Source organism: Campylobacter sp. CFSAN093259, from assembly GCF_012889985.1.
Lineage (GTDB): Bacteria > Campylobacterota > Campylobacteria > Campylobacterales > Campylobacteraceae > Campylobacter_D > Campylobacter_D jejuni.
This window is the reverse complement of sequence record NZ_CP040617.1, coordinates 1,376,628-1,401,304: the sequence shown is the minus strand read 5'-3', so window position 1 is coordinate 1,401,304 and position 24,677 is coordinate 1,376,628. Positions and strand designations below refer to the sequence as shown.

The 24,677-nt window shown below is 28.2% G+C and carries 25 protein-coding genes and 2 pseudogenes; 21 read left to right on the top strand and 6 right to left on the bottom strand.

Going from position 1 to position 24,677, the window contains the following annotated elements; all coding sequences use genetic code 11:
- Positions 1–9: 9 nt before the first annotated feature.
- Positions 10–1,107: a class I SAM-dependent methyltransferase gene (locus FBF20_RS07255; protein WP_224168543.1), complete on the bottom strand. Its 1,098-nt coding sequence runs from the start codon at positions 1,105–1,107 to the stop codon at positions 10–12.
- A complete protein-coding gene (locus tag FBF20_RS07250; RefSeq protein WP_079460345.1) occupies positions 1,070–1,219 on the bottom strand; it encodes a sugar transferase in 150 nt (49 codons plus the stop codon). The genes FBF20_RS07255 and FBF20_RS07250 overlap by 38 nt, the downstream gene beginning before the upstream one ends.
- A gap of 118 nt (positions 1,220–1,337) precedes the next feature.
- On the opposite strand from FBF20_RS07250, the gene FBF20_RS07245 reads away from it, so the two are divergent.
- The 18 genes and pseudogenes from FBF20_RS07245 to FBF20_RS07170 all read left to right on the top strand — a co-directional run bounded on the left by FBF20_RS07245 (position 1,338) and on the right by FBF20_RS07170 (position 19,888).
- Positions 1,338–1,736, top strand: coding sequence for an HAD-IIIC family phosphatase (locus FBF20_RS07245; RefSeq protein ID WP_002917463.1), 399 nt, complete (start codon positions 1,338–1,340; stop codon positions 1,734–1,736).
- Positions 1,733–3,256, top strand: coding sequence for a capsular polysaccharide biosynthesis protein (locus tag FBF20_RS07240; protein WP_002917464.1), 1,524 nt, complete (start codon positions 1,733–1,735; stop codon positions 3,254–3,256). The genes FBF20_RS07245 and FBF20_RS07240 overlap by 4 nt, the downstream gene beginning before the upstream one ends.
- Entirely contained in the window at positions 3,253–3,975 is a 723-nt protein-coding gene (locus FBF20_RS07235) for a glycosyltransferase family 2 protein (RefSeq protein ID WP_002917465.1), read from the top strand. The genes FBF20_RS07240 and FBF20_RS07235 overlap by 4 nt, the downstream gene beginning before the upstream one ends.
- Before the next feature lie 43 nt (positions 3,976–4,018).
- Positions 4,019–5,878, top strand: a complete 1,860-nt coding sequence (locus tag FBF20_RS07230; protein ID WP_168952610.1) for a DUF2972 domain-containing protein — start codon at positions 4,019–4,021, stop codon at positions 5,876–5,878.
- A 55-nt stretch (positions 5,879–5,933) separates the two neighbouring features.
- Positions 5,934–6,686: pseudogene (locus FBF20_RS09005) on the top strand (capsular biosynthesis protein); the annotation flags it as partial.
- Positions 6,687–7,109: 423 nt separating this feature from the next.
- Positions 7,110–7,346 carry a DUF2972 domain-containing protein gene (locus FBF20_RS09090; RefSeq protein WP_002917703.1) on the top strand — a complete coding sequence of 79 codons (237 nt, stop codon included), beginning with the start codon at positions 7,110–7,112 and terminating at the stop codon, positions 7,344–7,346.
- On the top strand, positions 7,346–7,807 hold the full coding sequence (locus FBF20_RS09000) for a DUF2972 domain-containing protein (RefSeq protein WP_314725330.1): 462 nt from the start codon (positions 7,346–7,348) through the stop codon (positions 7,805–7,807). The genes FBF20_RS09090 and FBF20_RS09000 overlap by 1 nt, the downstream gene beginning before the upstream one ends.
- Positions 7,808–7,873: 66 nt before the next feature.
- Positions 7,874–8,647, top strand: coding sequence for a class I SAM-dependent methyltransferase (locus tag FBF20_RS07220; protein ID WP_002857879.1), 774 nt, complete (start codon positions 7,874–7,876; stop codon positions 8,645–8,647).
- 52 nt (positions 8,648–8,699) lie between these two features.
- A complete protein-coding gene (locus FBF20_RS07215; protein ID WP_002859690.1) occupies positions 8,700–9,461 on the top strand; it encodes a class I SAM-dependent methyltransferase in 762 nt (253 codons plus the stop codon).
- A gap of 14 nt (positions 9,462–9,475) precedes the next feature.
- The gene (locus FBF20_RS07210; protein ID WP_052791404.1) at positions 9,476–11,815 is read left to right on the top strand and encodes a PEP-utilizing enzyme; all 2,340 of its coding nucleotides are present in this window, start codon (positions 9,476–9,478) and stop codon (positions 11,813–11,815) included.
- Positions 11,806–12,408, top strand: coding sequence for a gamma-glutamyl-CDP-amidate hydrolase (locus FBF20_RS07205; RefSeq protein ID WP_002872737.1), 603 nt, complete (start codon positions 11,806–11,808; stop codon positions 12,406–12,408). Before FBF20_RS07210 ends, FBF20_RS07205 begins: the two co-directional genes overlap by 10 nt.
- Before the next feature lies 1 nt (position 12,409).
- Positions 12,410–13,171: a CTP:phosphoglutamine cytidylyltransferase gene (locus FBF20_RS07200; protein ID WP_002875234.1), complete on the top strand. Its 762-nt coding sequence runs from the start codon at positions 12,410–12,412 to the stop codon at positions 13,169–13,171.
- Entirely contained in the window at positions 13,161–13,673 is a 513-nt protein-coding gene (locus FBF20_RS07195) for a cytidine diphosphoramidate kinase (RefSeq protein ID WP_002818256.1), read from the top strand. The genes FBF20_RS07200 and FBF20_RS07195 overlap by 11 nt, the downstream gene beginning before the upstream one ends.
- Positions 13,670–15,739, top strand: coding sequence for a capsular polysaccharide biosynthesis protein (locus tag FBF20_RS07190; RefSeq protein WP_002903881.1), 2,070 nt, complete (start codon positions 13,670–13,672; stop codon positions 15,737–15,739). Before FBF20_RS07195 ends, FBF20_RS07190 begins: the two co-directional genes overlap by 4 nt.
- Entirely contained in the window at positions 15,736–16,920 is a 1,185-nt protein-coding gene (gene kpsS, locus FBF20_RS07185) for a capsule polysaccharide modification protein KpsS (RefSeq protein ID WP_002890768.1), read from the top strand. The genes FBF20_RS07190 and kpsS overlap by 4 nt, the downstream gene beginning before the upstream one ends.
- 72 nt (positions 16,921–16,992) lie before the next feature.
- On the top strand, positions 16,993–18,114 hold the full coding sequence (locus FBF20_RS07180; RefSeq protein ID WP_002890766.1) for a hypothetical protein: 1,122 nt from the start codon (positions 16,993–16,995) through the stop codon (positions 18,112–18,114).
- Positions 18,111–19,472 carry a cytochrome P450 gene (locus tag FBF20_RS07175; RefSeq protein ID WP_002890764.1) on the top strand — a complete coding sequence of 454 codons (1,362 nt, stop codon included), beginning with the start codon at positions 18,111–18,113 and terminating at the stop codon, positions 19,470–19,472. The genes FBF20_RS07180 and FBF20_RS07175 overlap by 4 nt, the downstream gene beginning before the upstream one ends.
- Positions 19,469–19,888: a hypothetical protein gene (locus FBF20_RS07170; RefSeq protein ID WP_002855518.1), complete on the top strand. Its 420-nt coding sequence runs from the start codon at positions 19,469–19,471 to the stop codon at positions 19,886–19,888. Before FBF20_RS07175 ends, FBF20_RS07170 begins: the two co-directional genes overlap by 4 nt.
- Here FBF20_RS07170 and acpS read toward each other — a convergent pair whose 3' ends face one another.
- Both acpS and fliL read right to left on the bottom strand, forming a co-directional pair.
- Positions 19,889–20,236, bottom strand: coding sequence for a holo-ACP synthase (gene acpS, locus FBF20_RS07165; protein ID WP_002825806.1), 348 nt, complete (start codon positions 20,234–20,236; stop codon positions 19,889–19,891).
- A complete protein-coding gene (fliL, locus tag FBF20_RS07160) occupies positions 20,236–20,772 on the bottom strand; it encodes a flagellar basal body-associated protein FliL (protein ID WP_002855429.1) in 537 nt (178 codons plus the stop codon). Before fliL ends, acpS begins: the two co-directional genes overlap by 1 nt.
- A gap of 102 nt (positions 20,773–20,874) precedes the next feature.
- Between fliL and pgmL the strand changes: the two are divergent.
- Both pgmL and FBF20_RS07150 read left to right on the top strand, forming a co-directional pair.
- Positions 20,875–22,264: pseudogene (gene pgmL / locus FBF20_RS07155) on the top strand (phosphoglucosamine mutase PgmL).
- Positions 22,265–22,311: 47 nt separating this feature from the next.
- Positions 22,312–22,689, top strand: a complete 378-nt coding sequence (locus tag FBF20_RS07150) for a DUF1090 family protein (RefSeq protein ID WP_002855539.1) — start codon at positions 22,312–22,314, stop codon at positions 22,687–22,689.
- Positions 22,690–22,719: 30 nt separating this feature from the next.
- Here FBF20_RS07150 and rsfS read toward each other — a convergent pair whose 3' ends face one another.
- Together rsfS and nadD are read right to left on the bottom strand one after the other, a co-directional pair.
- Positions 22,720–23,046, bottom strand: a complete 327-nt coding sequence (gene rsfS / locus FBF20_RS07145) for a ribosome silencing factor (protein WP_002855339.1) — start codon at positions 23,044–23,046, stop codon at positions 22,720–22,722.
- Between the two features lie 27 nt (positions 23,047–23,073).
- The gene (gene nadD, locus FBF20_RS07140; RefSeq protein WP_002855470.1) at positions 23,074–23,619 is read right to left on the bottom strand and encodes a nicotinate (nicotinamide) nucleotide adenylyltransferase; all 546 of its coding nucleotides are present in this window, start codon (positions 23,617–23,619) and stop codon (positions 23,074–23,076) included.
- A 59-nt stretch (positions 23,620–23,678) separates the two neighbouring features.
- On the opposite strand from nadD, the gene gap reads away from it, so the two are divergent.
- Positions 23,679–24,677 (top strand): type I glyceraldehyde-3-phosphate dehydrogenase, encoded by a 999-nt coding sequence (gene gap, locus FBF20_RS07135; RefSeq protein WP_002780453.1) that lies wholly within the window; start codon positions 23,679–23,681, stop codon positions 24,675–24,677.

The following is a 24,677-nucleotide window of genomic DNA, read 5'->3' as shown; positions in this document are numbered from 1 at the left end:
GAGTATTTTTTATTTTATAATAAAAATTTCTTTTTCCATGGTAATAATATCTCCTTTATATCCTTTTTTTCTCAAAGATTTTATAATTTCTTCTTCATATAAAGGCGCTGCTATGATAATGGCTTTAAGGTCTTTAAAATTTTCTATATTTGGTTCTTGAATGATAATTGAAGAATTTTGCAAATACATCCCATGTTTTCTTGCATCAAGATCAAAACATTTTTTAATTTTAATACAATTTGCTTGATTGATATAGCAAGGCAAAGAGCAACCTTGAGAACCAGCTCCATAGATTCCTATAGAGTTATGGTTATTTAATAAATTATTTAATTTTTGAATGTTTAAACTAAATTTCTCGGCAGTATTATCAAATAATTCTATTGGATATATGGTATTTTGTGGTTTAGATAACTCTTTTTTAAAAATTAAGCCTAATATATCGCCATTATGTAAAATTATATCTTCTAGTAAAGTAAAATTAAGTTTTAACATCACATTAATAATTGTGTTTTTTGAGTAGTATCCACAATGATCATTATAAATATCATAAAACCTAGAGTATTGAACCGATTTTGAAAAATTTGGAATTTCTATATATACTAATCCATCATTTTTCAGTAGTTTTGCAACATCGCTTAAGAAATGAAATGGAGTATTAATATGTTCTAATAAATGTCTAAAAATTATTAAATCAATTTTATCTTTTAATGTTGTTTTTAATGTATTAAAATTAAAAAACCCTTGTATATGTTTAAGATTATTTATATTTTCCATTTCTAAAGAAATTAAAGATGGGTCAATGGTGTACATAAATTTTATATCATGTATGAGAGCATTTACCATATCTCCGCTTCCTGGAGCGATTTCTAAGCAAGTACTGTTTTTGTCGATATATTTTAACAAATTTTCTTTGATTAATTTTGTCGTATTATTCATAGCTTTTGATACTATTTTTCTAGAAAGGTAGGTTTTGTTTTGATATTCTTGTGAGATTTTATTTAAGTCAAATGTAGAATTAAATACATAGCCACAATTTTGACATTGCACTAGAGTTATAATATTGTTACCTTTACAATACCCCCCCCCCGCAGCTACTATTGCTATCATCAAGGTTGTTAATAAATTGTTTAGTATCAAACTTTACAGTTGAAGTAAAAGCATTTAAAGTCTTAAAAAGTTCTTTTTGATTGTTTTTGTTTTGACATAATGGACAGTGCATAATTTTCCTTTTTTATAAAATTCTTTTAGATTTTTCCATATATTATATAAAATATGTTAATATTGTTCTTTTTGTATAGAAAATAAATATGAAATTATAAAAAACTAAGTGTAAAATCATGAAAACTCTACTTATTGATTTGGATGGAACTTTAACAATTGATGAAGAGAATGTTGATTATATTGATAAAAAGCCAAATTTTGATTTAATTCAAACTTTAAAAGAGTATAAAAAACAAGGCTTTAAAATCAATATTTTCACAAGTCGTAACATGCGTACATTTAATGGCGATCTTGAAAAAATTAAATTTCATACTTTGCCTATCATTATTTCTTGGCTTAAAAAACATGATGTACCGTATGATGAAATAATCATAGGTAAACCTTGGTGTGGGTATGAAGGATTTTATGTTGATGATAAAGCCATTCGTCCGTCCGAATTTATAAGTTTAAATTATGAGCAAATTAAAGAACTTTTAAAAAAAGAAAATCCTCATAAAGATGGCGGTAATAAATGATACTCATAACTTCTGCGAAATATTCATCTTCTGATTTTACTTTAGAATTTGGAAAAATTCCTCCATCTTTTTTACCGCTTGGTAATAAAAGATTGTATGAATATCAAATAGAGCTTTTTAAAAATTGTAATCAAAAAGTTTTTTTATCTTTACCCAGCGATTTTAAGTTAAGTAAATTTGATGAGAAAAAATTAAAAGAACTTAATGTTGAAATTTTATTTGTGCCAAATAATTTATCTTTAGGTGAATCTGTGGTTTATTGTTTAAATGTTTGTTGTGCTTTTGATGAAAAACTTTATATTTTACACGGGGATACTTTTTTCAAAGAACTTGCATTCAAAGAAAATTCTTTACAGGTTGCAAAAGTTAAGGAAAATTATGATTGGGCTTATTTGGATAATGAATTTCATACACCGTTAAAAACAATAGAAGATGATTTGATTTTAGCAGGAGCTTATAGTTTTTCTCATCCTCAGTTTTTGATAAAATGTATAGTTGAAAGTAGTTATTCTTTTGTAGACGGTATAAAATCTTATTCTAAAGCTTATGCTTTTGATATTATAAAAAATGATACTTGGCTTGATTTTGGTCTTATAACAAGTTATTTCCACTCTAAAAAAGCTGTAAGCACACAAAGAAATTTTAACAATATAGATATTTCAAATGGCTATATAAAAAAGTCTTCTTCTTGGCAAGAAAAAATAAAAGCAGAGATTAATTGGTTTGATAATTTGCCCAAAGAACTATTTATCTATACCCCTAAAGTTATAACTTATGAGGATAGTTATGAAATAGAATATATTTGCAATAATACTTTAGCAGAATTGTATGTTTTTGGAAAATTACCTAGTTATGTTTGGAAAAGAATATTTAAGTCTTTAAAAGAATTTTTAGATAAGTTGCATTCTTTTAAAAGCAATGATAAAGATATAAATTTTAATTGTAAGGAAAAAACTTTAAAAAGATTGCAAGAATTTAGCATGCAAAGTGGAATTGATTTGCACAAAAATATTGTTATCAATTCAAAATCTTATCCAAGTATTTTGACTTTAGTAGATAAGCTTGATTTTTATATGAACGATATTGATGAATTTTCATTAATACATGGAGATTTTTGTTTTTCAAATATTATGTATGATTTTAGAGCTGGTGCCATAAAAACCTTTGATCCAAGAGGGTTTGATTTTAATGGAAAAATTACCCCTTATGGAGATAAAAAATATGATTTTGCAAAATTAGTTCATTCTGTTTTTGGGCTTTATGATTTTATTATTGCAGGATTTTTTGAGTGTAAAGTTAATAACGATAATATAGAGTTTTTTATAGAAGAAGATAAAAATATTTTGGATATTCAAAAAGAATTTTTAGATGTGTTTGATATAGATGATAATATTAAAGCTTTGACTTTGCATTTGTTTTTATCTATGTTACCTTTGCATAATGATTTTAAAGAAAAACAAATGGCTTTTTTGGCAAATACTTTTATGCTTTATGATAATTTTTTTAAGGAGAGTAAATGATTATAATCTTTCCTATGGCAGGACTTAGTAGTCGTTTTACAAAGGCTGGCTATGATAAACCTAAATATATGCTTGATTTAAAAGGAAATAGTGTTTTTTTTCATGCCGTAAATAGTTTTAAAAAATATTTTAAAGACTTTAAATTTCTTTTTATATATAGAGATATTGAGAATACTAGCAATTTTATAAAAGAAGAATGTAAAAAACTAGGAATAAAATCTTACGAAAGTGTAAGATTAGAACAAGAAACTTTAGGTCAAGCCCATACAGTAAGACTTGGATTAGAAAGGGCAAATATTAAAGATGATGAGAGTGTTTTAATTTTTAACATCGATACCTTTAGGCCAAATTTTTCTTTACCTACTATTCTAGATTTTTGTAAAATTGATGGCTATTTAGAGGTATTTGAGGCAGATGGAGAACAATGGAGTTTTGTTTTAGCTGATGAAAATGACAATGTGATTAAAACTGCTGAGAAAGAAAGAATTTCAAATCTTTGCAGCAGCGGACTTTATTATTTTAAAAAAATAAAAGATTTTAAAGAAATTTTTGATAGAATGAAGGCTGAAAATGATTTCAGCAAGGGAGAATTGTATATAGCTCCTATGTATAATTATCTTATAAAAAAAGGCTTACATATAAAATATCATAAAATTTCATTAGATGAAATTATATTTTGCGGAACTCCAGAAGATTACGAAAGATTAATTTCAATATAAAATTAACATTTTACCATTTGACTTTATTTAAAGGATGCCCCTTATGCATAACCCAAACTCAGCCATAGAAAGAATAAAAAATCATTTAGCTTATAAATTAGGCAAAGTTATGATTGACTTTAGTCATCAAAGAAATAATTATAAATATGGGGGGGGGTATATAGCATTATTTAAAAAACTTTATCAAATAAACAAACAACACAAAAAAGAACAAAAAATTTATCAACAAACCATACAAGTTTTTCCTCAACTCAAATATCCAAATTTAGAAACATGCAGCGATTATGAGCAGGCTTTAAAATATAAATTTCATTTATCTTATATGCTTGGTGAAGTTCTTATACAAACTTTTCAAAATTTACATAAAGGAAGTATATTTAAATTAGCTAAAAATATTAAAAAAGCCAATAGAGAATTTAAAATATTTAAAGAAATTTTTAATGATTTTGCGAAATTAAGTCCAAATATCGTTAAAGTAATTTCTAAAAATAAACAACTCTTTTTAAAAGAATTTTCAAGAATACAAAATATATTAAAAATTCATCAAGATTATCAACCTATACTTGATAATATTTTCTATAATTTTAATTATTTTATACAAAATTTTGATCTTATAGAAGAATGGCTATTATCAAATGATTTTAATGAAAAATATAAAAAAGAAAACCATCCTTACCCTTCATTATTTGATCCTAAAAAACTAAATGATGAAAAAGAAAAAATAAACTATAAAAACATATCAGCTGAACTTGCTTGGGAAATGAATCTACCTTTACCTGATAATTATGAATTTGTGTTTTTGTTGGTTCATGGTGCTGGAACAACTGCTATGACAAGATACTTAAGGTTATGTGACATTAATGTTAATAGACATTGGGGAGATCCGTTATTTCAGTATATAGATTCTTATCGTATGCTTGTGAACTCAAAGGCTTATAATGCAATTATTCTTGCTGGATGTTTAAATAAGTATAGTTTCAATTTTGGAATTAAGTTTTATAATTTGATTCAAAAGAAAATTCCTGCAATTTGTGTTATGAGAGATCCCATATCAGTTTTAAGACCTATTGTAAATCATTATGGAAATTTAAAACATCCTAAAGATAAAATTTGTAATTATATAGATATAGATAATTATCCTATAGAGAAAATTTTTAATATTCAAGTCCCTTACGCATATCCAGATGAGAATGGTAAGCCAACCTTGAATACCGTTAAAGAATATGCAGATGATAAATATGGAAATTTTTATATTCTAAATATTAAAATTAAAGAATTGCAAAATGTAATTAAGAAAATATATTATTTAGATATGATTGATATCATGCCTGAAAATTCTTTCAAAACTTTAACTCGGTTGTCTCAAATACTTCATTTTAATCCGCCAGAGTCTTCTGTTTTGTTTAGTTCAAAGTTAAATTCGTCTGATAATCATGTTGATTATTTGTTTTTTCCAAAGACATTTTATATGGAGTATGAAGGAAATAGAATAGAATTTGAAGTTACAAAATATAAATTATCTTCAGATGAATATTTGGATTATACGAAATATTTTATAGATAGTCCATTTTTATTGCAAGATATTGGAGTTAATATATATTTAAGCAAAAATAATGTTAAATATTTACATTGCAACCAAGACATAAATATTAAAGTAATAAATTATTTTAAAAAATTCATATTTAATTTAGAGGAGTTTTATAAAGAAGAAAGAAAAAAAATAATTAATGAATGCGAAATTTTAAATTTTATGAGAATAAATCCTGATATTTTAATGAAATACAAGAACAAATTAGATAAAGAACTTGTTCATATTAAACAACATCGTCCAGATATAGTAGCATCTTGGAAATACTATCAAGAATTTGAAAAAATGTGTCAAGAGTTGGATGGTAATATTTAGTATAAATGAGTTATAATTAATTATAAGATATTTATTTTAAACAAGGATGCCCCTTATGCATAACCCAAACTCAGCCATAGAAAGAATAAAAAATCATTTAGCTTATAAATTAGGCAAAGTTATGATTGACTTTAGTCATCAAAGAAATAATTATAAATATGGGGGGGGGTATATAGCATTATTTAAAAAACTTTATCAAATAAACAAACAACACAAAAAAGAACAAAAAATTTATCAACAAACCATACAAGTTTTTCCTCAACTCAAATATCCAAATTTAGAAACATGCAGCGATTATGAGCAGGCTTTAAAATATAAATTTCATTTATCTTATATGCTTGGTGAAGTTCTTATACAAACTTTTCAAAATTTACATAAAGGAAGTATATTTAAATTAGCTAAAAATATTAAAAAAGCCAATAGAGAATTTAAAATATTTAAAGAAATTTTTAATGATTTTGCGAAATTAAGTCCAAATATCGTTAAAGTAATTTCTAAAAATAAACAACTCTTTTTAAAAGAATTTTCAAGAATACAAAATATATTAAAAATTCATCAAGATTATCAACCTATACTTGATAATATTTTCTATAATTTTAATTATTTTATACAAAATTTTGATCTTATAGAAGAATGGCTATTATCAAATGATTTTAATGAAAAATATAAAAAAGAAAACCATCCTTACCCTTCATTATTTGATCCTAAAAAACTAAATGATGAAAAAGAAAAAATAAACTATAAAAACATATCAGCTGAACTTGCTTGGGAAATGAATCTACCTTTACCTGATAATTATGAATTTGTGTTTTTATCTGGTGGATTATCTGGGCATGCTGCAATGATGTCATTTTTTAATGTTTGTGGCATTGGATATTTGTATCATCATATGGATTTAATGAAAAATAGATATATAGATTATTACCATTTTTCTAGGATTGAAAATTTATATTCAATTATAACATATGGACAATACAGTTTAACGCAAGGAATGAATAATATAGGTAAATATTTGACTTTAATTAATAAAATTCCAATTCTTTTTTTTGGTAAGAGATCCCATATCAAGACTAAAAACCGGAGTAAATCATCCTATTCTAAATCCAAAAAGTATGAAGGAGATATGTTTAAACAATGATTATAGTGATGTGTTTAAGAATAAAATGTATGTTGGCGATATTGGAAAAAATTTTTACTATTCAGAAAAGCCAAGCATGAAATATTTACCTAGATGATTAATGAAGATACAATGTATCAGACATCGCTTTGCTTATTATTTTCAAATAGAGATATTACTTATATTGACATGGAAGAAATAAAACCAGCAAAGGCATTCGATACAATGTGTGATTTAGCTAACAAATTTGGTTTTAAGAAACCAACGGATAAAAAATTTTTTGAAGGAGTTATGAATGGAGATTTAGCAGGTTTTATACCTATTAATTTATTTATTGATAAAAAAATTTAATTTATAATAACAAAGTTATTTATAAAGATAATGATAGCATCCATCTTCAAATCACATCTACAAATTTAATTGAAATTTATAAACAATCTAAAGAATATATCAACTTTACTAAAGAATTTTTTGATAAACCTTTGAAATATGAAAATTTGGGAATATTTTTAAAACCACAAGAATTTGAGCGTTTAAAGCAAGATTCTAAGCTATTTGATGTTGCTAAAAGATATTTGAATAATTTTATTGAAGCTTTAGAAGAGAGAATAGACCTAGAAAAAGCTAAATTATTTAAAGAAAAAGACGTGTTAAACTATTTAAAAGAAAATAAAGAATTAAGAGTTAAGTTAAAAAACATATTAGATAAAGAACTTGTTCATATTAAACAACATCGTCCAGATATAGTAGCTTCTTGGAAATACTATCAAGAATTTGAACAAATGTGCAAGGAGTTGAATGGTAATATTTAGGAGAAAGATTTGTAAATTAATAAAAAAAAGATATAATTGTGTTTAAAATTAGAGAAAGGAATCAATATGAAACAAGGGGATTTTACAAAAGTTGCAAAACATTATCACAATAGACCTGCTTATAGTCCGTTTTTACTTGAAAAACTTGTAGCTTGTATCAATGATAAAAATAAAAATTTAAAAGATTTAAATATTGTTGAAGTAGGAGCTGGAACTGGAAAACTTACTAAGATGTTGGGAGAAATGTTTGGATGCCAAATTAGTGCTGTGGAACCAAACGATAATATGCGTGAAGAAGGGCAAAAATTTACACAAAATTTATCAAATATTTCTTGGCATAAAGGGAGTGGCGAAGAAACCTGCATGAGCAATAATCAAGCTGATTGGGTCATCATGGCTAGTTCTTTCCATTGGACAGATCCTAAAAAATCTCTCCCAGAATTTAATCGTATATTGACAGGGGGGGGGTATTTTACTGCGATTTGGAATCCTCGCCACATTGTAGAGGGTTCGGTTTTTGATGAAATTGAAAAGGAGATTAAACATATTGTTCCAGATCTTGCTCGTGTAAGCAGTGGCACTCAAAATGTTAAAAAATGGGAAGAAATTCTTGTTTCAACAGGAGATTTCATAGACTGCTTTTTTATGGAGTGTGACTATAAAGAGTTTTGGGATAAAGAGCGTTATCTTGGAGCTTGGCATTCTGTAAATGATATACAAGCACAAGCAGGTGAAAAAAGATGGAAGGAAATTTTAGAGATGATAGAAGCTAAAATTTCTCATATGCAAAGTATAGAGATTCCTTATAAAATAAGAGCATGGACAGCTAGAAAAGCATAAAATACCTCCTTTTTTTCATCAAGCTTGTCAAAGATGAAAAAAAGGAAATAAAATGCAAAAACTAGTAGAACAAGTGTGGGATTATACCAAGCATGCTAAATTTTATAGCTATAGACCAAATTATGCTCCAAAAACTATAGATATGCTTATTAGCTTAGTTGGAAAAAAAGATATTAAAGTCGCTGATATCGGTGCAGGAACTGGAAATTTAAGTATTATGCTTTTAGAAAGAGGATGTAAGGTAGTATCTGTAGAACCAAATGATGCGATGCGTGAGATCGGGATAGAAAGAACCAAGGATCAAAAGATTGACTGGGTTAGAGCAACAGGCTTAAACTCAACACTCCAAAATAGTGAATTTGATTGGGTGACTTTTGGTAGTAGTTTTAATGTAATGGATAGAAATGAAGCCTTAGAGGAAGCGCATCGCTTATTAAAATCAGAGGGATATTTTTCTTGTATGTGGAATCACAGGGATTTAAACGATCCTGTGCAAAAAATAGCTGAAGATACTATTGTAGAATTTGTACCAAATTATACAAGGGGAACAAGAAGAGAAGATCAAAGACCAATTATAGAGAGTCGAAAGGATCTTTTTGATAATATTGTTTATATTGAAGAGGATTTTTATTTTCATCAAAGCATTGAAAATTATATTAATGCATGGAAAAGTGTTAAAAATCCTTACTGGGATTTGGAGACTGATGAAGGAAGTGAACTTTTTAATAAAATTAGTAATAAAATTTCACAAAGACTTCCTAAGGAATTTAGCATAAAATATACCACTCGTTGTTGGAGTGCTAAAAAAATATAAAACTAAGGAAAAACATGGCGGAGTTAAATTTTAAAACCAAAGCACAAAATTTAAAAAATTTACAAACAAAATTAAAAAAAGCAAAAGTTCTACCTTTGGTTTTAACTTCGCTTGAAGAATTAATATCAAATGAAGATAAAGTTTTACAGGACATTCAAACCTTAAAGGCTAATAGACTCATTATAAGAAGTTCTTCTTTAAGTGAAGATAGTATGAAAAACTCCAATGCAGGTGCTTTTCTTTCTTTGGCAAATATTAAAGCTGATTCTAAAGATGAGTTATTAAAAGCTTTATATGAAGTTGCCAATTCTATGCCATCAAAAAGCGATGAAATTTTAGTTCAACCTATGCTTGAAAACATTACTCTTTGTGGAGTTGGTTTTAGTGTTGATAAAGATAATTTTTCCCCTTATTTTTGTCTTCAATATGATGAAAATGGTTCAAATAGCTCTATTACAGATGGAAGCAGTAAGAGTGCAAAAACTTACTATCATTACAGAAATTATTTAGAATTTAAAGATATTAGACTTCAAAAAATTATAGAACTTATAAAAGAATTAGAAGTTTTATATGATTGTCATTTTTTAGATGTTGAATTTGCATTTGCTATTCAAGATGATAAGGAAGAACTTTTTTGCTTACAAGTGCGTCCTTTGGTTATGCATGAAAAAAATAATTTATTTCATTCTTTACCAAAAGAAGCTTTATATAGATTTTATAAACGTTTTGAGTCTTTAAAAGAATCAAGATCTAGAGTTTTGGGAGATAAAGCCATTTTTGGGGTAATGCCTGATTGGAATCCAGCTGAAATCATAGGGTTAAGACCTAAGCGTTTAGCTTTTAGTTTATATAAAGAAATCATTACGGATAATATCTGGGCGTATCAAAGAGATAATTATGGTTATAGAGATCTAAGATCCCATCCTTTAATCCATTCTTTTTTAGGCATTCCTTATGTGGATGTAAGATTATCTTTTAATTCTTTTATACCAAAAAAATTAGATGAAAATATCGCACAAAAACTTGTCAATTTTTACTTAGATAAGCTTAATAAAAATCATGAATTGCACGATAAGATTGAATTTAATATTGTTTATTCTTGTTATGACTTTAATAGTTCTAAAAAATTAGAAGAACTTTTAAATCATGGTTTTAATGAAAATGAAATCAAAAGATTAGAATTTTCATTATTAGAACTTACAAATAAGATTATTAATCCTAGATCAGGGCTTTATTTAAAAGATATACAAAAAGCTTATAAGCTAAAAGAAAGATATGATGGCATTATTAATTCTAATTTTTCTTTAATTGATAAAATTTATTGGCTTATTGAAGAATGCAAGCGTTATGGAACCTTGCCTTTTGCGGGGGTGGCTAGGGCTGCATTTGTAGCAATGCAACTTTTAAATTCTTTAGTTGAGATTGATTTTATAACCAAAGAGGAAAAAGATGATTTTTTAAATTCACTCAATACAGTGAGCAAAAATTTAAGCAAACAAACAAACCATCTTAATTTTCACAACAAAGATCAATTTTTGAAAGATTTTGGACATTTAAGAGCAGGAACTTATAATATTTTATCTCCAAGATATGATGAAGATTTTGAACTTTATTTTGATGTGGATCAAAAAGATAGTAAAGTTTATTTACAAGATAAAGCTTTTGTTTTTTCAAAAGAAAAGACAAAAGCTTTAAATGCTTTACTTAGAGAGCATGGATTAGAGATTAATGCTTGTGAATTTTTTGATTTTTTAAAACAGGCTATCGAGGGTAGAGAGCTCGTTAAATTTGAATTCACTAGATTGCTTTCTAAAGCTATAGTTTATATAGAAGAATTAGGCAAATATTATGGCATTGAAAAAGAAGATTTGGCTCATCTTGATATAAAAAGCATTTTAAATCTTTATTCTAGTCTTTATTCTATAAATCCAAAAGAGCAGTTTGTAGAAGAAATTAATCGCAATAAAAAAGAATATGAACTTACACAAGCTATAAAACTTCCTTCTTTGCTTTGCAATGCCGATGAAATTTTTTCTTTTTATAATCATAGCATTATTCCAAATTTCATTACACAAAAGAGTATTACTGCATTTACGGCAAAGGAAAATGATAAAGATTTAGAAGGAAAGATTGTTTTAATTTATGCGGCAGATCCCGGATATGATTATTTATTTACAAAAAATATAGCAGGACTTATTACATGTTATGGGGGTGCTAATTCGCATATGGCCATTCGTGCCTCAGAACTTGGAATGCCTGCTGTTATAGGAGTTGGAGAAGAAAATTTTGAAAAATATTTAAAAGCTAAAAAAATAAATATAGAATGTGAAAGTGAGCAAATATTTTGTTTATAGGTATTACTCAAAGGCTTATTTGCAACGATAGTTATCATGAAGAAAGAGAATGTTTGGCTTTGGATTGGGGAAAATTATTTAATAAAGATTTATTTAAAAATTTTACTCCTCTTCCTCTTAGCTATGAAATAGATTTTTCTTATTATAAACATCTAATAAAAGCTGTGATATTAAGCGGTGGCAATGATTTAAGTTTTTATAGTCCTAATGTTTTATCCAAAAAGAGAGATTTATATGAAAAGCAAGTTATAGAAATTTGTTTAGAAGAAAAAATACCACTTTTAGGAATTTGCAGAGGGGCTCAGATGATAGCTCATTATTTTAACAGCCATATAAGTCCTTGTGAAAATCATATAGGCAAACATGAAATATTTTTCTCAAAAGAAAAATTTATAAGTAATTCTTTTCATAATTTTGCTATTGAAAAATTAGGCGAAGATCTTGTAGAACTTTGCTTAGCAAAAGATAATACTATAGAAGCTTTTAAACATAAGTATGAAAATATTTTTGGTATAATGTGGCATATTGAAAGAGAAAATGGACTTAATAATATTCAAATTTTAAAAGAGTGGTTTAGTTTAATCAAGGAATAATATGAATGCAATTATCTTAGCAGCAGGTTTTGGATCAAGGCTGATGCCTTTAACAAAAGATCAACCAAAGTGTATGGTTGAGTATAAGAATAAAAAAATCATAGATTATGAAATCGAAGCTTTAAAATCAGCAGGTATAAATGAAATAGCTGTTGTGGGTGGATATTTAAACGAAGTGCTAAAAAATTATCTTAATAAATATGATATCGAGCATTTTTTTATTAATTCAAAATATGATAAAACCAATATGGTTCATACTTTTTTTTGCGCTAAAGATTTTATATTAAAATGCATCGAAGAAAAACAAGATTTGATTATTTCCTATGCGGATATTGTTTATTTTCAAGATTGCGTGCAAAAGCTTATAAATGCCAAAGAAGAACTTGCTATAGTAGTTGATAAGTCTTGGCGTAAGCTTTGGAGCAAACGCTTTGCAAATCCTTTAGAAGATGCTGAAACATTAAAGATGACAAATGGTTATATTATAGAACTTGGAAAAAAAGCTAATGCCTATGATGAGATAGAAGCTCAATATATAGGACTTTTTAAATTTTCTTATCAATTTCTTTCCGAAGTTATTGCTTTTTATGGAATGCTTGATCGAGATATTTTATATGATAATAAAAATTTTGAAAATATGTACATGACAAGTTTTTTGCAAGCTTTAATTGAAAAATACAACAACGCAAAAGCAGTGGAAATTGATGGCAATTGGTGTGAAATTGATTTTATGAGTGATTTAGAGGTGCAAATTGATAAATAGTCCTTATATTATTTGGCTTACTGGTTTAGCTGGAAGTGGAAAAACAACTATAGGTCAAGCTTTGTATGAGAAATTAAAACTAAAATATAAAAACCTTATTTATCTAGATGGAGATGAGTTAAGAGAAATATTAGGACATTATGCATACGATAGACAAGGTCGCATAGATATGGCTTTGAAAAGAGCTAAATTTGCAAAATTTTTAAACGATCAAGGTATGATGGTTATTGTCACTACGATTTCAATGTTTAATGAGATTTATGATTACAATAGAAAGCAATTAAAAAATTATTATGAAATTTATATAGAATGCGATATGCATGAATTAATACAAAGAGATCAAAAAGGGCTTTATACTAAGGCTTTAAATAAAGAAATTGATAATGTAGTTGGTGTTGATATAGAATTTGATAAACCAGAGGCTGATTTAGTGATCAATAATTCTTGTCGAAATAATTTAGAAGAAAAAGTTGAACTTATAATAAAGAAATTGGCATTGTGAAGCATTACTCAATATCAAAAAAACTTATTGCTAATGTTAGAAATTTTTACACCATTTCTTTGTATAAGAAAAATTCAAAAATAAATAAAGATGATCTTTTCCTTGGCTGGGGACGCAAAAAATCAGGTTTAAAAGCTATAAATTTAGCTAAAAAATATAAGGCTAAATTCATACTTTTAGAAGATGGATTTATCCGCTCATTAAACTTAGGGGTTGAAAATAGCCCAAGTTTTTCTATGGTTAAAGATGATATAGGCATTTATTATGATGCAACAGCACCTTCAAAGCTTGAAAATCTTTTAAATACTTATGAATTTAAAGATGAAGAAATCAAGCAAGCTAAAAAAGCTATAGAGCTTATCAAAAAATATAAAATTAGCAAGTATAATAACAATCTTGATATTCCAGATGATTATTTTCAAAAAGATGAAAAAAGGGTTTTAATCATCACCCAAACGGCCAATGATGCCTCACTTGAATTTGGGCTTGCTAAAGGTTTTAAAACCGTCGATATGATAAAAGATGCCATAAAAGAAAATCCTAAATCTAAAATTTATATAAAAATCCATCCCGATGTTTTAAGCGGTAAAAAACAAAGTGATTTAGATATAAATTCCTTACCTAAAGAATGTATTTTAATTACTGAAAATTTTAATCCCGTAGCCTTGCTTGAGTTTTTTGATAAGGTTTATACCAAAACTTCTGGTATGGGTTTTGAAGCTTTGATGCAAGAATGTGAATGTATTTGTTATGGTATGCCTTTTTATGCAGGTTGGGGTCTAACAAAAGATAAATTAGAGTGTAAAAGAAGGATGCAAAAAAGAAGTTTAGAAGAAGTTTTCTATGTTGCTTATATACTTTATGCTGAGTATTTTAATCCTTATTTAAATCAAAAAAGTAATATTTTTGATACTATTCAAACTTTAGCAAAATATAAAGATATAGAAAAGGCAAATTCTAATAGACTTTTTTTCTTTGGATTTTCAAAATGGAAAAGGAAATTTGTAAAACCTTTTTTTATAGCTAAAAACAATGAAATCATATTTCTAGATTTCTTAGATTGTTTAAAGAATATACAATTAAAAGAAAATGATAAATTTTTCATTTGGGGTAAAAGGATAGATTATAACGCTCTTAAAACTACTCTTATAAAAAAAGCGCAAGATGAGAATTTGCTCCATTTTACTCCCAAAATTTCTTTAGTTGAAGATGGATTTATTCGCTCAATCTCTTTAGGTTCTGATCTTACGCGCCCTTTTTCTTTAATTGTTGATGATAAAGGACTTTACATAGATCCAAATAAAGCAAGTAAATTAGAAGAGCTTTTGCAAAACGAAATTTTTGATGAAAATATGCTAAATAGGGCAAAAAATATTATAAAAATCTTACTTGAGAACCGCTTTTCAAAATATAATGGCTTAAAGCATGAAGACTTAAAAATCAATGTCAAAACAGGGCAAAAAATTATTTTAATCCCTGCTCAAGTTGAAGATGATGCTTCGATGATTTTAGGGGGTTTTGGCTTATCTACTCTTGATTTGCTTAAGGAGGTGCGTTCTAAAAATCAAGATGCTTATATCATCTTTAAGCCTCATCCTGATGTGTTAAGTGGCAACCGTGTAGGTTTAAAAGATGAAACACTCATCTTGGAATTTTGTGATGAGATTGTAAAAGATTGCAGTATCGATAGTGCTATAAAAATTGCTGATGAAATTCACACTATTACTTCTACAAGTGGTTTTGATGCTCTTTTAAGAGCTAAAAAAGTTTTTACTTATGGTATGCCTTTTTATGCGGGCTGGGGTTTAACAAAAGATAAATATAGATGCGAAAGAAGAACAAGAAAACTAAGCCTAGAAGAGCTTGTAGCAGGTGCTTTGATAGCATATCCAAGATATATAAATCCTAAAACAAAAACTTTATGTGAAATTGAAGTTTGTTTAGATATAATGCTAAATTTACAAAAAGCTTATTTTTCAAAAAAATATATAAAATTGGCAATAGATTTTAAAACTTTTATGCTTAGAAAAATAAGAAGATTTTATGAATTTTTAGCAAAGAAATGAGATTTAGCACTAAAATTAAAAAAGAATTTAGCGGTAAAAATGTTTTACTCTTGCAAGGGCCTGTGGGAAATTTTTTTCATCATCTTGCAATAAAAATGAAAAAAAAACAAACCAAAGTTTTTAAACTCAATTTTAACGGTGGAGATTTTTTTTTCTATCCTAGTGGAACGAGGTGTAAGTGCGATGAAAAAGATCTTGAAAATTTCTATAGAGATTTTTTTCAAAGCAAAAAAATCGATGCTATTTTAATGTATAATGACTGTCGCATTATACATACTAAGGCTATTAAAGTGGCTAAAGAATTAGGAATTGAAATATGGATTTTTGAAGAAGGATATTTAAGGCCTTATTGTATTACTTTGGAAAAAGATGGAGTGAATGCAAATTCTTCTTTACCGCGTGATAAAAATTTTTATCTTTCTCAAAATATTTTTACCAAAGAAAGCATAAAAGAAATTCCAGGTGGATTTAAATTTATGGCTTTTGATGCTTTTTTGTATTGGTTGTTTGCTTTTATTTTGGCTCCATTTTTTAACAACAAACTTCATCATCGCACTTTATATCCTTTTGAATTTTTATTTTGGTTTAGATCATTGTATAGAAAGTATCTTTATAAGATTACAGAAAAAAAACTAAATGAAAAGATTTATAATTTAGAAAAAAAGTACTTTTTGGCGATTTTACAAGTTTATAGCGATACGCAAATTAAATATCATTACAAAAAAAGCATAGAGCACTTTATAGAGGAAACCATACTTTCTTTTGCAAACCATGCAAGAGCTAAATCTTATCTAGTTTTTAAACACCATCCCATGGATAGGGGCTATAAGAATTATTCTAAACTCATAAATGATTTAAGTCAAAAATATCATGTAGAAGGAAGGGTTTTATATGTTCATGATACCCACTTGCCAGTTCTTTTAAGAAAGGCTTTGGGTTGTATTACTATAAATTCAACAGTAGGCCTTAGTGCTATTTTAGAAGGCTGTCCGACTAAGGTTTGTGGCAATGCTTTTTATGATTTTGAAGGCTTATCTTATCCAAAAAAACTTCAATTTTTTTGGCGTGAAGCTCATGCTTATAAACCCAATCCTGTTTTAGTATGTAATTTTAAAAAATATCTTTTACAAACTAATCAATTCAACGGCAATTTTTATAAAAATTTCTTTTTAGACAAATAAGACTAAAAAGCTTTGATTAAGAGAGCTTTTAAAGCAAAGTTGTTATAATTAAAAGCAAAAAGAAATTATTGTATGGATAGGGAAGTATTTTATATAGCAGGATATGATCCTAAAAGTTATAGATTTTATTATGATTTATTTAAAAAAAACCTAAAAGATTATTCTCATGCTTTTAACATTAAAGTTGATTTAAGTAAAATTGAAAAAAATGAGCAATTTCCTTTTTTTCAAATTTCTTGCGAAGGAGTACAAACTACATATCATTTTTTAACATGGAATGATATTGTTAAGAAAAATTGGTCAGAAAATTATAAAGATGCTTTGGCAGATTGTTATAGTTTTTTTAGAATTTATACTATCACAGGGCTTTTTATCAAATTTGGCAAAGAGTCGATTTATCAACTTATCACAGGTTATTATCCTTTTTTTTATGTGTTATTTTCTTTACTATTTTCTTTGGTTGTGGCTTTTGGAAGTTTTGCTTTTTTGCAAAATTATATGCATTTTTCTTTAGCTATCATCATAGGATGTTTTTTAGGATTTTTACTAAATCATTTTTTATTTAAATTAGGTAAGAAATTAGCTGTATTTTGGATAGCAAGAATTTGTGCTTTTTGTGCTACTTGGCAAGATAAAAAAACAGGCACTATGCAAGAAAGAATCAAGCTTTTTGCGAATACCATAGTAGATAAGTTAAAACAAAATGAAAATAAACAAGATTATGAACTTGTTTTAGTAGCACATAGTGTTGGAACTATAGTTTGTATAGAAGTTTTGGAGTGTATTTTAAGACAAAATTTAGATTTATCTTTACTTCATAAGTTAAAAATTCTTACTCTAGGAGAATGCATTCCTTTAGTGAGTTATCAAAAAAAAGCGGATGAATTTAGAAAGAAGCTTGAATTTGTTTCAAGGTTTGATTTAAAATGGTATGATTATACATCGATTATTGATGGAGCATGTTTTCCTCAAGTGGATTTTTTCCGCACGAGTGGCGTAAATGCTAAATTTACACCCCCATTTTTAAGTGCTAAATTTCACACTTTATATGAAAAACATGAGTATAAAAAAATAAAAAGAGATAAAAACAAAGCGCACTTTTTATATCTTTATAGTATTAGTGTTAAAGGTGATTATGATTTTTTTTCTTTCATCATAATGCCTAAATTTTTAGAAGAAAAGGTAAAAATATGAGTGAATGCCCCTTTTTTCCAAAACCTTATAAAAATAAAGCTTCTACGCTTTTAACTTTTTTGTTAAAGCGTAGATCTTGGCTTGACGGGCTTTATGAGCGTAGTTATAAAATGCAAACAGGCTATGTGAAGATGCCAAATTTTGATCTTTATGTCATAAATGACACTAAAGAAGTTAAAAGAATGATGGTTGATGAGGTTAGAGAATTTCCTAAAAGTGCATTTTTACATGAGCTTTTAAGTCCGCTTTTAGGGGAGAGTATTTTTACTACAAATGGTGAAGTTTGGAAAAAACAAAGAGAGCTTTTGCGTCCAAGTTTTGAAATGACTCGTATCAATAAAGTGTTTAATCTTATGAGTGAAGCTGTGGCAGATATGATGGATCGTTTTAGCAAGTATCCAAATCATGCTGTTATCGAAGTAGATGAAGCTATGACTTTTATTACCGCTGATGTGATTTTTCGCACCATTATGTCTTCAAAACTCGATGAGGAAAAAGGTAAAAAAATCTTAAACGCATTTGTGACTTTTCAAGAGCAAAGCGTGCATACAGCCATGCGTCGTATGTTTCGTTTTCCAAAATGGCTTTCTTATGTGTTAGGAGATCGTAAGCGTGCTAAAGCCGGAGATGTGATCAGACAGGTTTTAAGTGATATCATAAAACCAAGATATGATATGGCAGATAATGCAGAATTTGAAGATATTTTAGGATCTTTGCTTTTAGTAGTGGATGCTGATACAAATAAGCGTTTTTCTTTTGAGGAAATTTTAGATCAAGTGGCTATGCTTTTTTTAGCAGGACATGAAACCACAGCAAGTTCTTTGACATGGACGCTTTATTTGCTCAGTCTTTATCCTAAGGAGCAAGAAAAAGCTTACGAGGAGATTACTCAGGTTTTACAGGGTGGAGCCATTGAAATTTCGCATCTAAGACAGTTTAAATACTTAACAAATATTTTTAAAGAATCTTTAAGACTTTATCCTCCTGTTGGTTTTTTTGCAAGAGAGGCAAAAAAAGATACCCAAGTTAGAGATAAGCTTATTAAAAAAGGTTCTGGGGTGGTGATTGCTCCTTGGCTGATACACAGACATGAAGAATTTTGGACAAATCCGCATGGATTTAATCCTTCTCGTTTTGAAGGAGAGTACAAAAAAGATGCTTATTTGCCTTTTGGGGTAGGGGAAAGAATTTGTATAGGACAAGGTTTTGCTATGCAAGAAGCGATTTTGATTTTGGCTAATATTTTAAAAACTTACAAACTAGAACTTGAAGAAGGTTTTGTACCTGATGTAGTAGGGCGTTTAACAGTGCGTTCGGCTAATGGTATGAGGATAAAATTTAGCAAAAGAAAGCTATGAAAAGAGTTAGAACTAAAATTCGCGCCAATTTTCGTCGTCGTGTAAAACGCACCTTAAAAGGAAGCTTAAAAGAAAAATTAGCAGGTACTATTTTGCTTTGTGCAATAGTACCTTTAGCAGTTTTAGGATATCTTTTTATCGTGATTATAGGAACTTTTTTTAATACCGCACGAGCAAGACAGGGTGTTAGAGCCTTAGATCATTTTGTAAATGCAAGCTTGTTTAATGGCTATGCTTGGGAGAGCGTTTCTTCTCATGCGTGGCGTGAAAGAAATCGTAAAAAATGGGCAAGGATTGTTATAAAAATCACAGATTTTTTTCAAAAAGATCATTGTAAAAGAGCAAATAAAAGAGAACAACCTGTGGTAGATTTCATAATTTCAAGAAATTTAGACAAGCAAACTATAGGAAAATAATCAAACTATAGCCACTATGGCTATAGCAAAACCATTATCATGAGAAATGCTTAGGGAAGTTTGAGTGATATTAAAATCTTTTGTAATTTTTTGAGAATATTTTAATTTAGGTGCGTTTTTTTCATCTTTTGATATTTCAATATCAAAAAAACTGCATAATTCACAAATTCCAACACCTAAAGCCTTGCTAGCGGCTTCTTTAGCAGCCCAAAGACCTGCTAGAGTTGCTGGATTTTTAATGAGTATTTGTTCTTTTGGGCTTAGAAATTTATCCAAAAAATTTTTGCCATGTCTAGAATGAATTTTTTCTATCCTAGAAATGGCGATGATATCACAGCCTACACGCATTAAGAAACTACAAAATCCGTAAAATAAACATTTTTAATAAAGCCATCGGTTAAAATTTCATTGATTTTTCCAACTAGCTCATCTTTTAAACGTTCTTTGCCTTTTTGTGTACTTACTTCTTCAAAAGTTTTAGCTGTTAATGTACGAATAATAATATCACGAATCACCGGGACTTTTTTATCAAGTTCAGGTTTTAAAAGTTCGCTATTTTGTTCTAGTTCTATAGTGCATTTTACATATCTTGAGCCACTATCGCTAAGTAGATTTAGGGTAAAAGGATCAAGTGGATACATAGGACCTATATTAGCAAAATCACTACCTCGTTGAGTAGGAGCTGAAACTTTAGGTTTATCGGCTTTTGCTTCTTCTTTTGGAGCTTCTTTGACTTCGCTTTCATCACTTGAACTGCTTGAAATAAGCCAAGCAATCACTCCCATAATACTAAGAAGTAAAACAAAAAGTAAAATAACAATAATAATTACAAGTGAACCACCTTTTTTCTTTTTCGTTTCTTCGTTTTCTAATTCTTCATCCATAAATTTTCCTTCATTTAGTGAAATTAATGTAAAATTGTAGCAAAAATTTCTTTTCTATCCAAATTTGCTTTAGAAAAACGATAAATTTAGGTCAAAGAAGAGATGAATTTGAAGGAAAAAAATGTTAGATGTGATTTTTAGAGAATATGATATAAGAGGGCTTTATGGCAAAGAATTAAATGAAAAAAGTGTTAAGGCTATAGGTTTTTGCTTGGGACAAACCATGCTAAATAAAGGCTGTAAAAATGTAAGTGTGGGCTATGATGCAAGATATAGTGCAAATGAACTTTTTAATTATCTAGTGAGTGGACTTAACAAAGCGGGAATAAAAATCTATGATATAGGGCTTGTACCAACTCCATTGGGATATTTTAGTCTTTATGAGGGCTTGAAATTTGATGCAAATGTTATGATAACAGGCTCTCATAACCCAAAAGATTATAATGGTTTTAAAATCACTATCAATAAAGAAAGTTTTTTTGGCGTGGAATTAAAAGAGTTTTCAAAAGAAGTTTATAAGCATTTAGATGATGATATTGAAGAAAATTTAGAAGTAGAAAAATACGATATTTTAAGCCTTTATGTGAAATTTATGTGCGAGCAATTTAGTTTTTTAAAGGATTTTAATTATAAATTTGGTGTTGATTGCACAAATGGTGCGGCTGGAGTGGTGATAAAGCCTTTAATCAAGGCTTTAAATTTAAAAGCTCATGTAATGTTTGCAAAGCCTGATGGACAGTTTCCAAACCATGCTCCAGATCCTACAGAAGAAGAAAACTTAAGTGCGATTAGAGAGTTTTTAAATCAAAATCAAGATTATTCTTTAGCTTTTGCTTTTGATGGGGATGCTGATAGAATGGTTGCTTTGAGTAAAACTTATGTATTTTGTGGAGATGAGCTTTGTTATTTGTTTGCTAAAAATATTCCTAATCCACGCATTTTAGGTGAGGTAAAATGTTCTAAAAATCTTTTTGATGAAGTGGCTAAATTTGGAACTATTTTTATGGGAAAAACAGGACATTCTAATATCAAAAAAATGATGAAAGAAAAAGATATTGATTTAGCTGCTGAAGTGAGTGGACATATTTTCTTTAAACATAGATATTTTGGTTATGATGATGGAATTTACGCATTTTTAAGAGCCTTAGAACTTGTTTATAAAGGTTTTGATTTAGAAAGTATGATTAAAGCTTTACCAAAACTTTATACTACACCTGAAATTAAAATTCCTGTAAATGAAGAAGAAAAATTTAAACTTGTGGAAGAATTTCAAAAAGAGATTGAAAAAGGAGCTTTAAAAGGTGTTAAAAGTCTTTGTGAAATTGATGGAGCTAGGATAGATTTTGGCGATGGATGGGCTTTGCTTCGTGCATCTAACACCAGCCCTTATCTTATCACACGCTTTGAAGCAACTTCTTTAGAAAGAGCAAAAGAGCTTGAAAGTACGGTATTTAGTTTGTTTAATGAGATAAAAGCTAGGCTTAAGAATTGATGAGATAATATTTCGCGATTTAAATTTATTTTAAAAAGGAATTAAAAATGAAAAAAATACTTGTTCTACTTTTGTTATGTGCGTTTGCTTTTGGCGCAAGTGAATGTGATAGAAAAATTGATCGTATCAATAAAGAAATCAGTTTTTCTAAAGCGCATAATGATACAGCTAGAACTTTAAGCTTAGAGCTTGCTTTAAAACAAGTACAAAATGATTGTGCTAAAGATCCTATGTTTTATGATAAAAAGTTAGAAGCTAAAAAACTTAAAGAACAAGAAGTAGAAAAAATCGAAAAAGAACTTGATGCTTTAAAAGAACAAAAAGATTATATGAGTAAGGCTGAGTATAAAGCTAAAAAAGAAGCTTTAAAAGAACAAAAAGAGAAAATCAAAAAAGAAATTAAAGAATATATTGATAATCTCTAAAAATTAAAAGGCTAATTAAATTTAGCCTTTTTAAACCCTACCTTTTTTAAGATTTTCTAGTAATTCTTCTATATTATAAATTCCTCTGTGTTCTGGTGTTAAAAGATGGATTAAAATATCACCAAGATCAATCACACTCCATTCTTCGCTACTATCTATGTTTAAAAATTCCTCACCTTTGGCTTTAAGTTGTGTTTTAAGCTCATCGATCAAGGATAGAGCGTGTCTTTCTCCTAAAGTAGCTGCGATAATGACATATTTTACAAAGTATTCTTGCTCGCTCATGTCAATGGTTTTGATATCTTCAGCTTTTTTTTCATCTAAAATTTTAACGATTAAATCTATTCTTTCTTGCATTATTGTCCTTTAATTTTTGAAATTGTATCAATTTTTTTGTAATTTTTCATAATATTTTTTTACTTCATCTTTAATTTCTTCGCAAACTTCATTTGTATTTAAAGTGTTGCGTATGAAAGAAGAAGCGATTTTTTTATCGGTTTTTAAATCTTTAAAATTCTTAGGAATTTCTATATCATTGCGATTAGCAATAACAAATTCTACTAAAGAATTAAGTTTTTCAAAATCATGCCAAAGATGAAGTTTTTCTAAATGATCTGCGCCGATTAAAAGATAAAATTTACTAGGATTATAAAGCTTATAAAGATACTTAACACTTTCTATGCTAGGAACAGGGCGTTTTTGCTTGGTTTCAAAATCACAAATTTCAACTTTTGGAAAATGTCCCCAAAGTTTTTTAACCCATAAGAATCTTTGCTTTTCATCAGCACTAAAGTTTTGTTTAAAAGGGTTGATATAAGTAGGCATAATAATAAGCTTATCAATATCTAATTTTTCCAAAGCCTCTAAAATAACGCTATTGTGTCCATTATGTGGTGGATCAAAACTGCCACCAAAAAGTGCTATCTTCATTAAAATTTTAACCTTTTTTTTGTAGAATATTAGCATTATATTTTGCAAAAGGAAATTAAATGGCTGTAAAAGTTGCTATAAATGGTTTTGGACGCATAGGCAGATGTGTTGCAAGAATCATCTTAGAAAGAAATGATATTGAGCTTGTGGCGATAAATGATACTACGGATATTGAACTTACAAAATACCTTTTTAAATACGATACAGTACATGGTGAATTTAAAGGCAGTGTTGATAGTGAAGGCGATGATTTAGTGGTAAATGGTAAAAAAATCAAAGTATTTAAAAGTCGCAATGTAAAAGATCTTGACTTTGCAAAACACGGCGCACAAATTGTTTTAGAGTGCACAGGAGCGCATTTAACTATGGCAAAATGTCAAGAATTTATAGATATGGGAGTACAAAAAGTGATCATGAGTGCTCCTGCAAAAGATGATACTCCTACTTATGTTTTAGGAGTAAATTCAGAACTTTACAAGGGTGAAAGCATTATTTCTAATGCAAGTTGTACAACAAATTGTTTAGGTCCTGTTTGTCGTGTTTTACAAGATAATTTTGGCATAGAAAAAGGACTTATGACAACAATACATGCTTATACAAATGGACAAAGTATTATTGATGCTAAAGCTAAAGATAAACGCCGTTCTCGTGCTGCAGCGCAAAATATCATTCCAACTTCTACAGGCGCAGCAAAAGCTATGAAACTTGTTATGCCTGAACTTAATGGCAAGCTTCATGGACAAAGTATGCGTGTGCCAGTGATTGATGTATCAAGCGTGGATTTAACTGCACAACTAAGCCGTAAAGTTAGCAAAGATGAAATCAATGAAGCTTTCAGAAAAGCTGCAGCTACAAATTTAAAAGGCATTTTAATGGTAGATGATGATGAAAGAGTTTCAAGCGATTTTATCACTTGTTCTTATGGAGCTATTGTAGCAAGTGATTTAACTCAAGTGATTGCGGATGATTTTATCAAGGTAATTGCTTGGTATGATAATGAATGGGGCTATTCAAGTCGTCTAGTAGATATGGCAGTATATATTGCAAATAAGGCTTAA

Bases quoted from the DNA above. Each gene is read 5' to 3' on its own strand.
- FBF20_RS07255 (WP_224168543.1), bottom strand. From the start codon at position 1,107: ATGATAGCAATAGTAGCTGCGGGGGGGGGGTATTGTAAAGGTAACAAT.
- FBF20_RS07250 (WP_079460345.1), bottom strand. From the start codon at position 1,219: ATGCACTGTCCATTATGTCAAAACAAAAACAATCAAAAAGAACTTTTT.
- FBF20_RS07245 (WP_002917463.1), top strand. From the start codon at position 1,338: ATGAAAACTCTACTTATTGATTTGGATGGAACTTTAACAATTGATGAA.
- FBF20_RS07240 (WP_002917464.1), top strand. From the start codon at position 1,733: ATGATACTCATAACTTCTGCGAAATATTCATCTTCTGATTTTACTTTA.
- FBF20_RS07235 (WP_002917465.1), top strand. From the start codon at position 3,253: ATGATTATAATCTTTCCTATGGCAGGACTTAGTAGTCGTTTTACAAAG.
- FBF20_RS07230 (WP_168952610.1), top strand. From the start codon at position 4,019: ATGCATAACCCAAACTCAGCCATAGAAAGAATAAAAAATCATTTAGCT.
- FBF20_RS09090 (WP_002917703.1), top strand. From the start codon at position 7,110: ATGATTAATGAAGATACAATGTATCAGACATCGCTTTGCTTATTATTT.
- FBF20_RS07220 (WP_002857879.1), top strand. From the start codon at position 7,874: ATGAAACAAGGGGATTTTACAAAAGTTGCAAAACATTATCACAATAGA.
- FBF20_RS07215 (WP_002859690.1), top strand. From the start codon at position 8,700: ATGCAAAAACTAGTAGAACAAGTGTGGGATTATACCAAGCATGCTAAA.
- FBF20_RS07210 (WP_052791404.1), top strand. From the start codon at position 9,476: ATGGCGGAGTTAAATTTTAAAACCAAAGCACAAAATTTAAAAAATTTA.
- FBF20_RS07200 (WP_002875234.1), top strand. From the start codon at position 12,410: ATGAATGCAATTATCTTAGCAGCAGGTTTTGGATCAAGGCTGATGCCT.
- kpsS (WP_002890768.1), top strand. From the start codon at position 15,736: ATGAGATTTAGCACTAAAATTAAAAAAGAATTTAGCGGTAAAAATGTT.
- FBF20_RS07180 (WP_002890766.1), top strand. From the start codon at position 16,993: ATGGATAGGGAAGTATTTTATATAGCAGGATATGATCCTAAAAGTTAT.
- FBF20_RS07175 (WP_002890764.1), top strand. From the start codon at position 18,111: ATGAGTGAATGCCCCTTTTTTCCAAAACCTTATAAAAATAAAGCTTCT.
- FBF20_RS07170 (WP_002855518.1), top strand. From the start codon at position 19,469: ATGAAAAGAGTTAGAACTAAAATTCGCGCCAATTTTCGTCGTCGTGTA.
- acpS (WP_002825806.1), bottom strand. From the start codon at position 20,236: ATGCGTGTAGGCTGTGATATCATCGCCATTTCTAGGATAGAAAAAATT.
- fliL (WP_002855429.1), bottom strand. From the start codon at position 20,772: ATGGATGAAGAATTAGAAAACGAAGAAACGAAAAAGAAAAAAGGTGGT.
- FBF20_RS07150 (WP_002855539.1), top strand. From the start codon at position 22,312: ATGAAAAAAATACTTGTTCTACTTTTGTTATGTGCGTTTGCTTTTGGC.
- rsfS (WP_002855339.1), bottom strand. From the start codon at position 23,046: ATGCAAGAAAGAATAGATTTAATCGTTAAAATTTTAGATGAAAAAAAA.
- nadD (WP_002855470.1), bottom strand. From the start codon at position 23,619: ATGAAGATAGCACTTTTTGGTGGCAGTTTTGATCCACCACATAATGGA.
- gap (WP_002780453.1), top strand. From the start codon at position 23,679: ATGGCTGTAAAAGTTGCTATAAATGGTTTTGGACGCATAGGCAGATGT.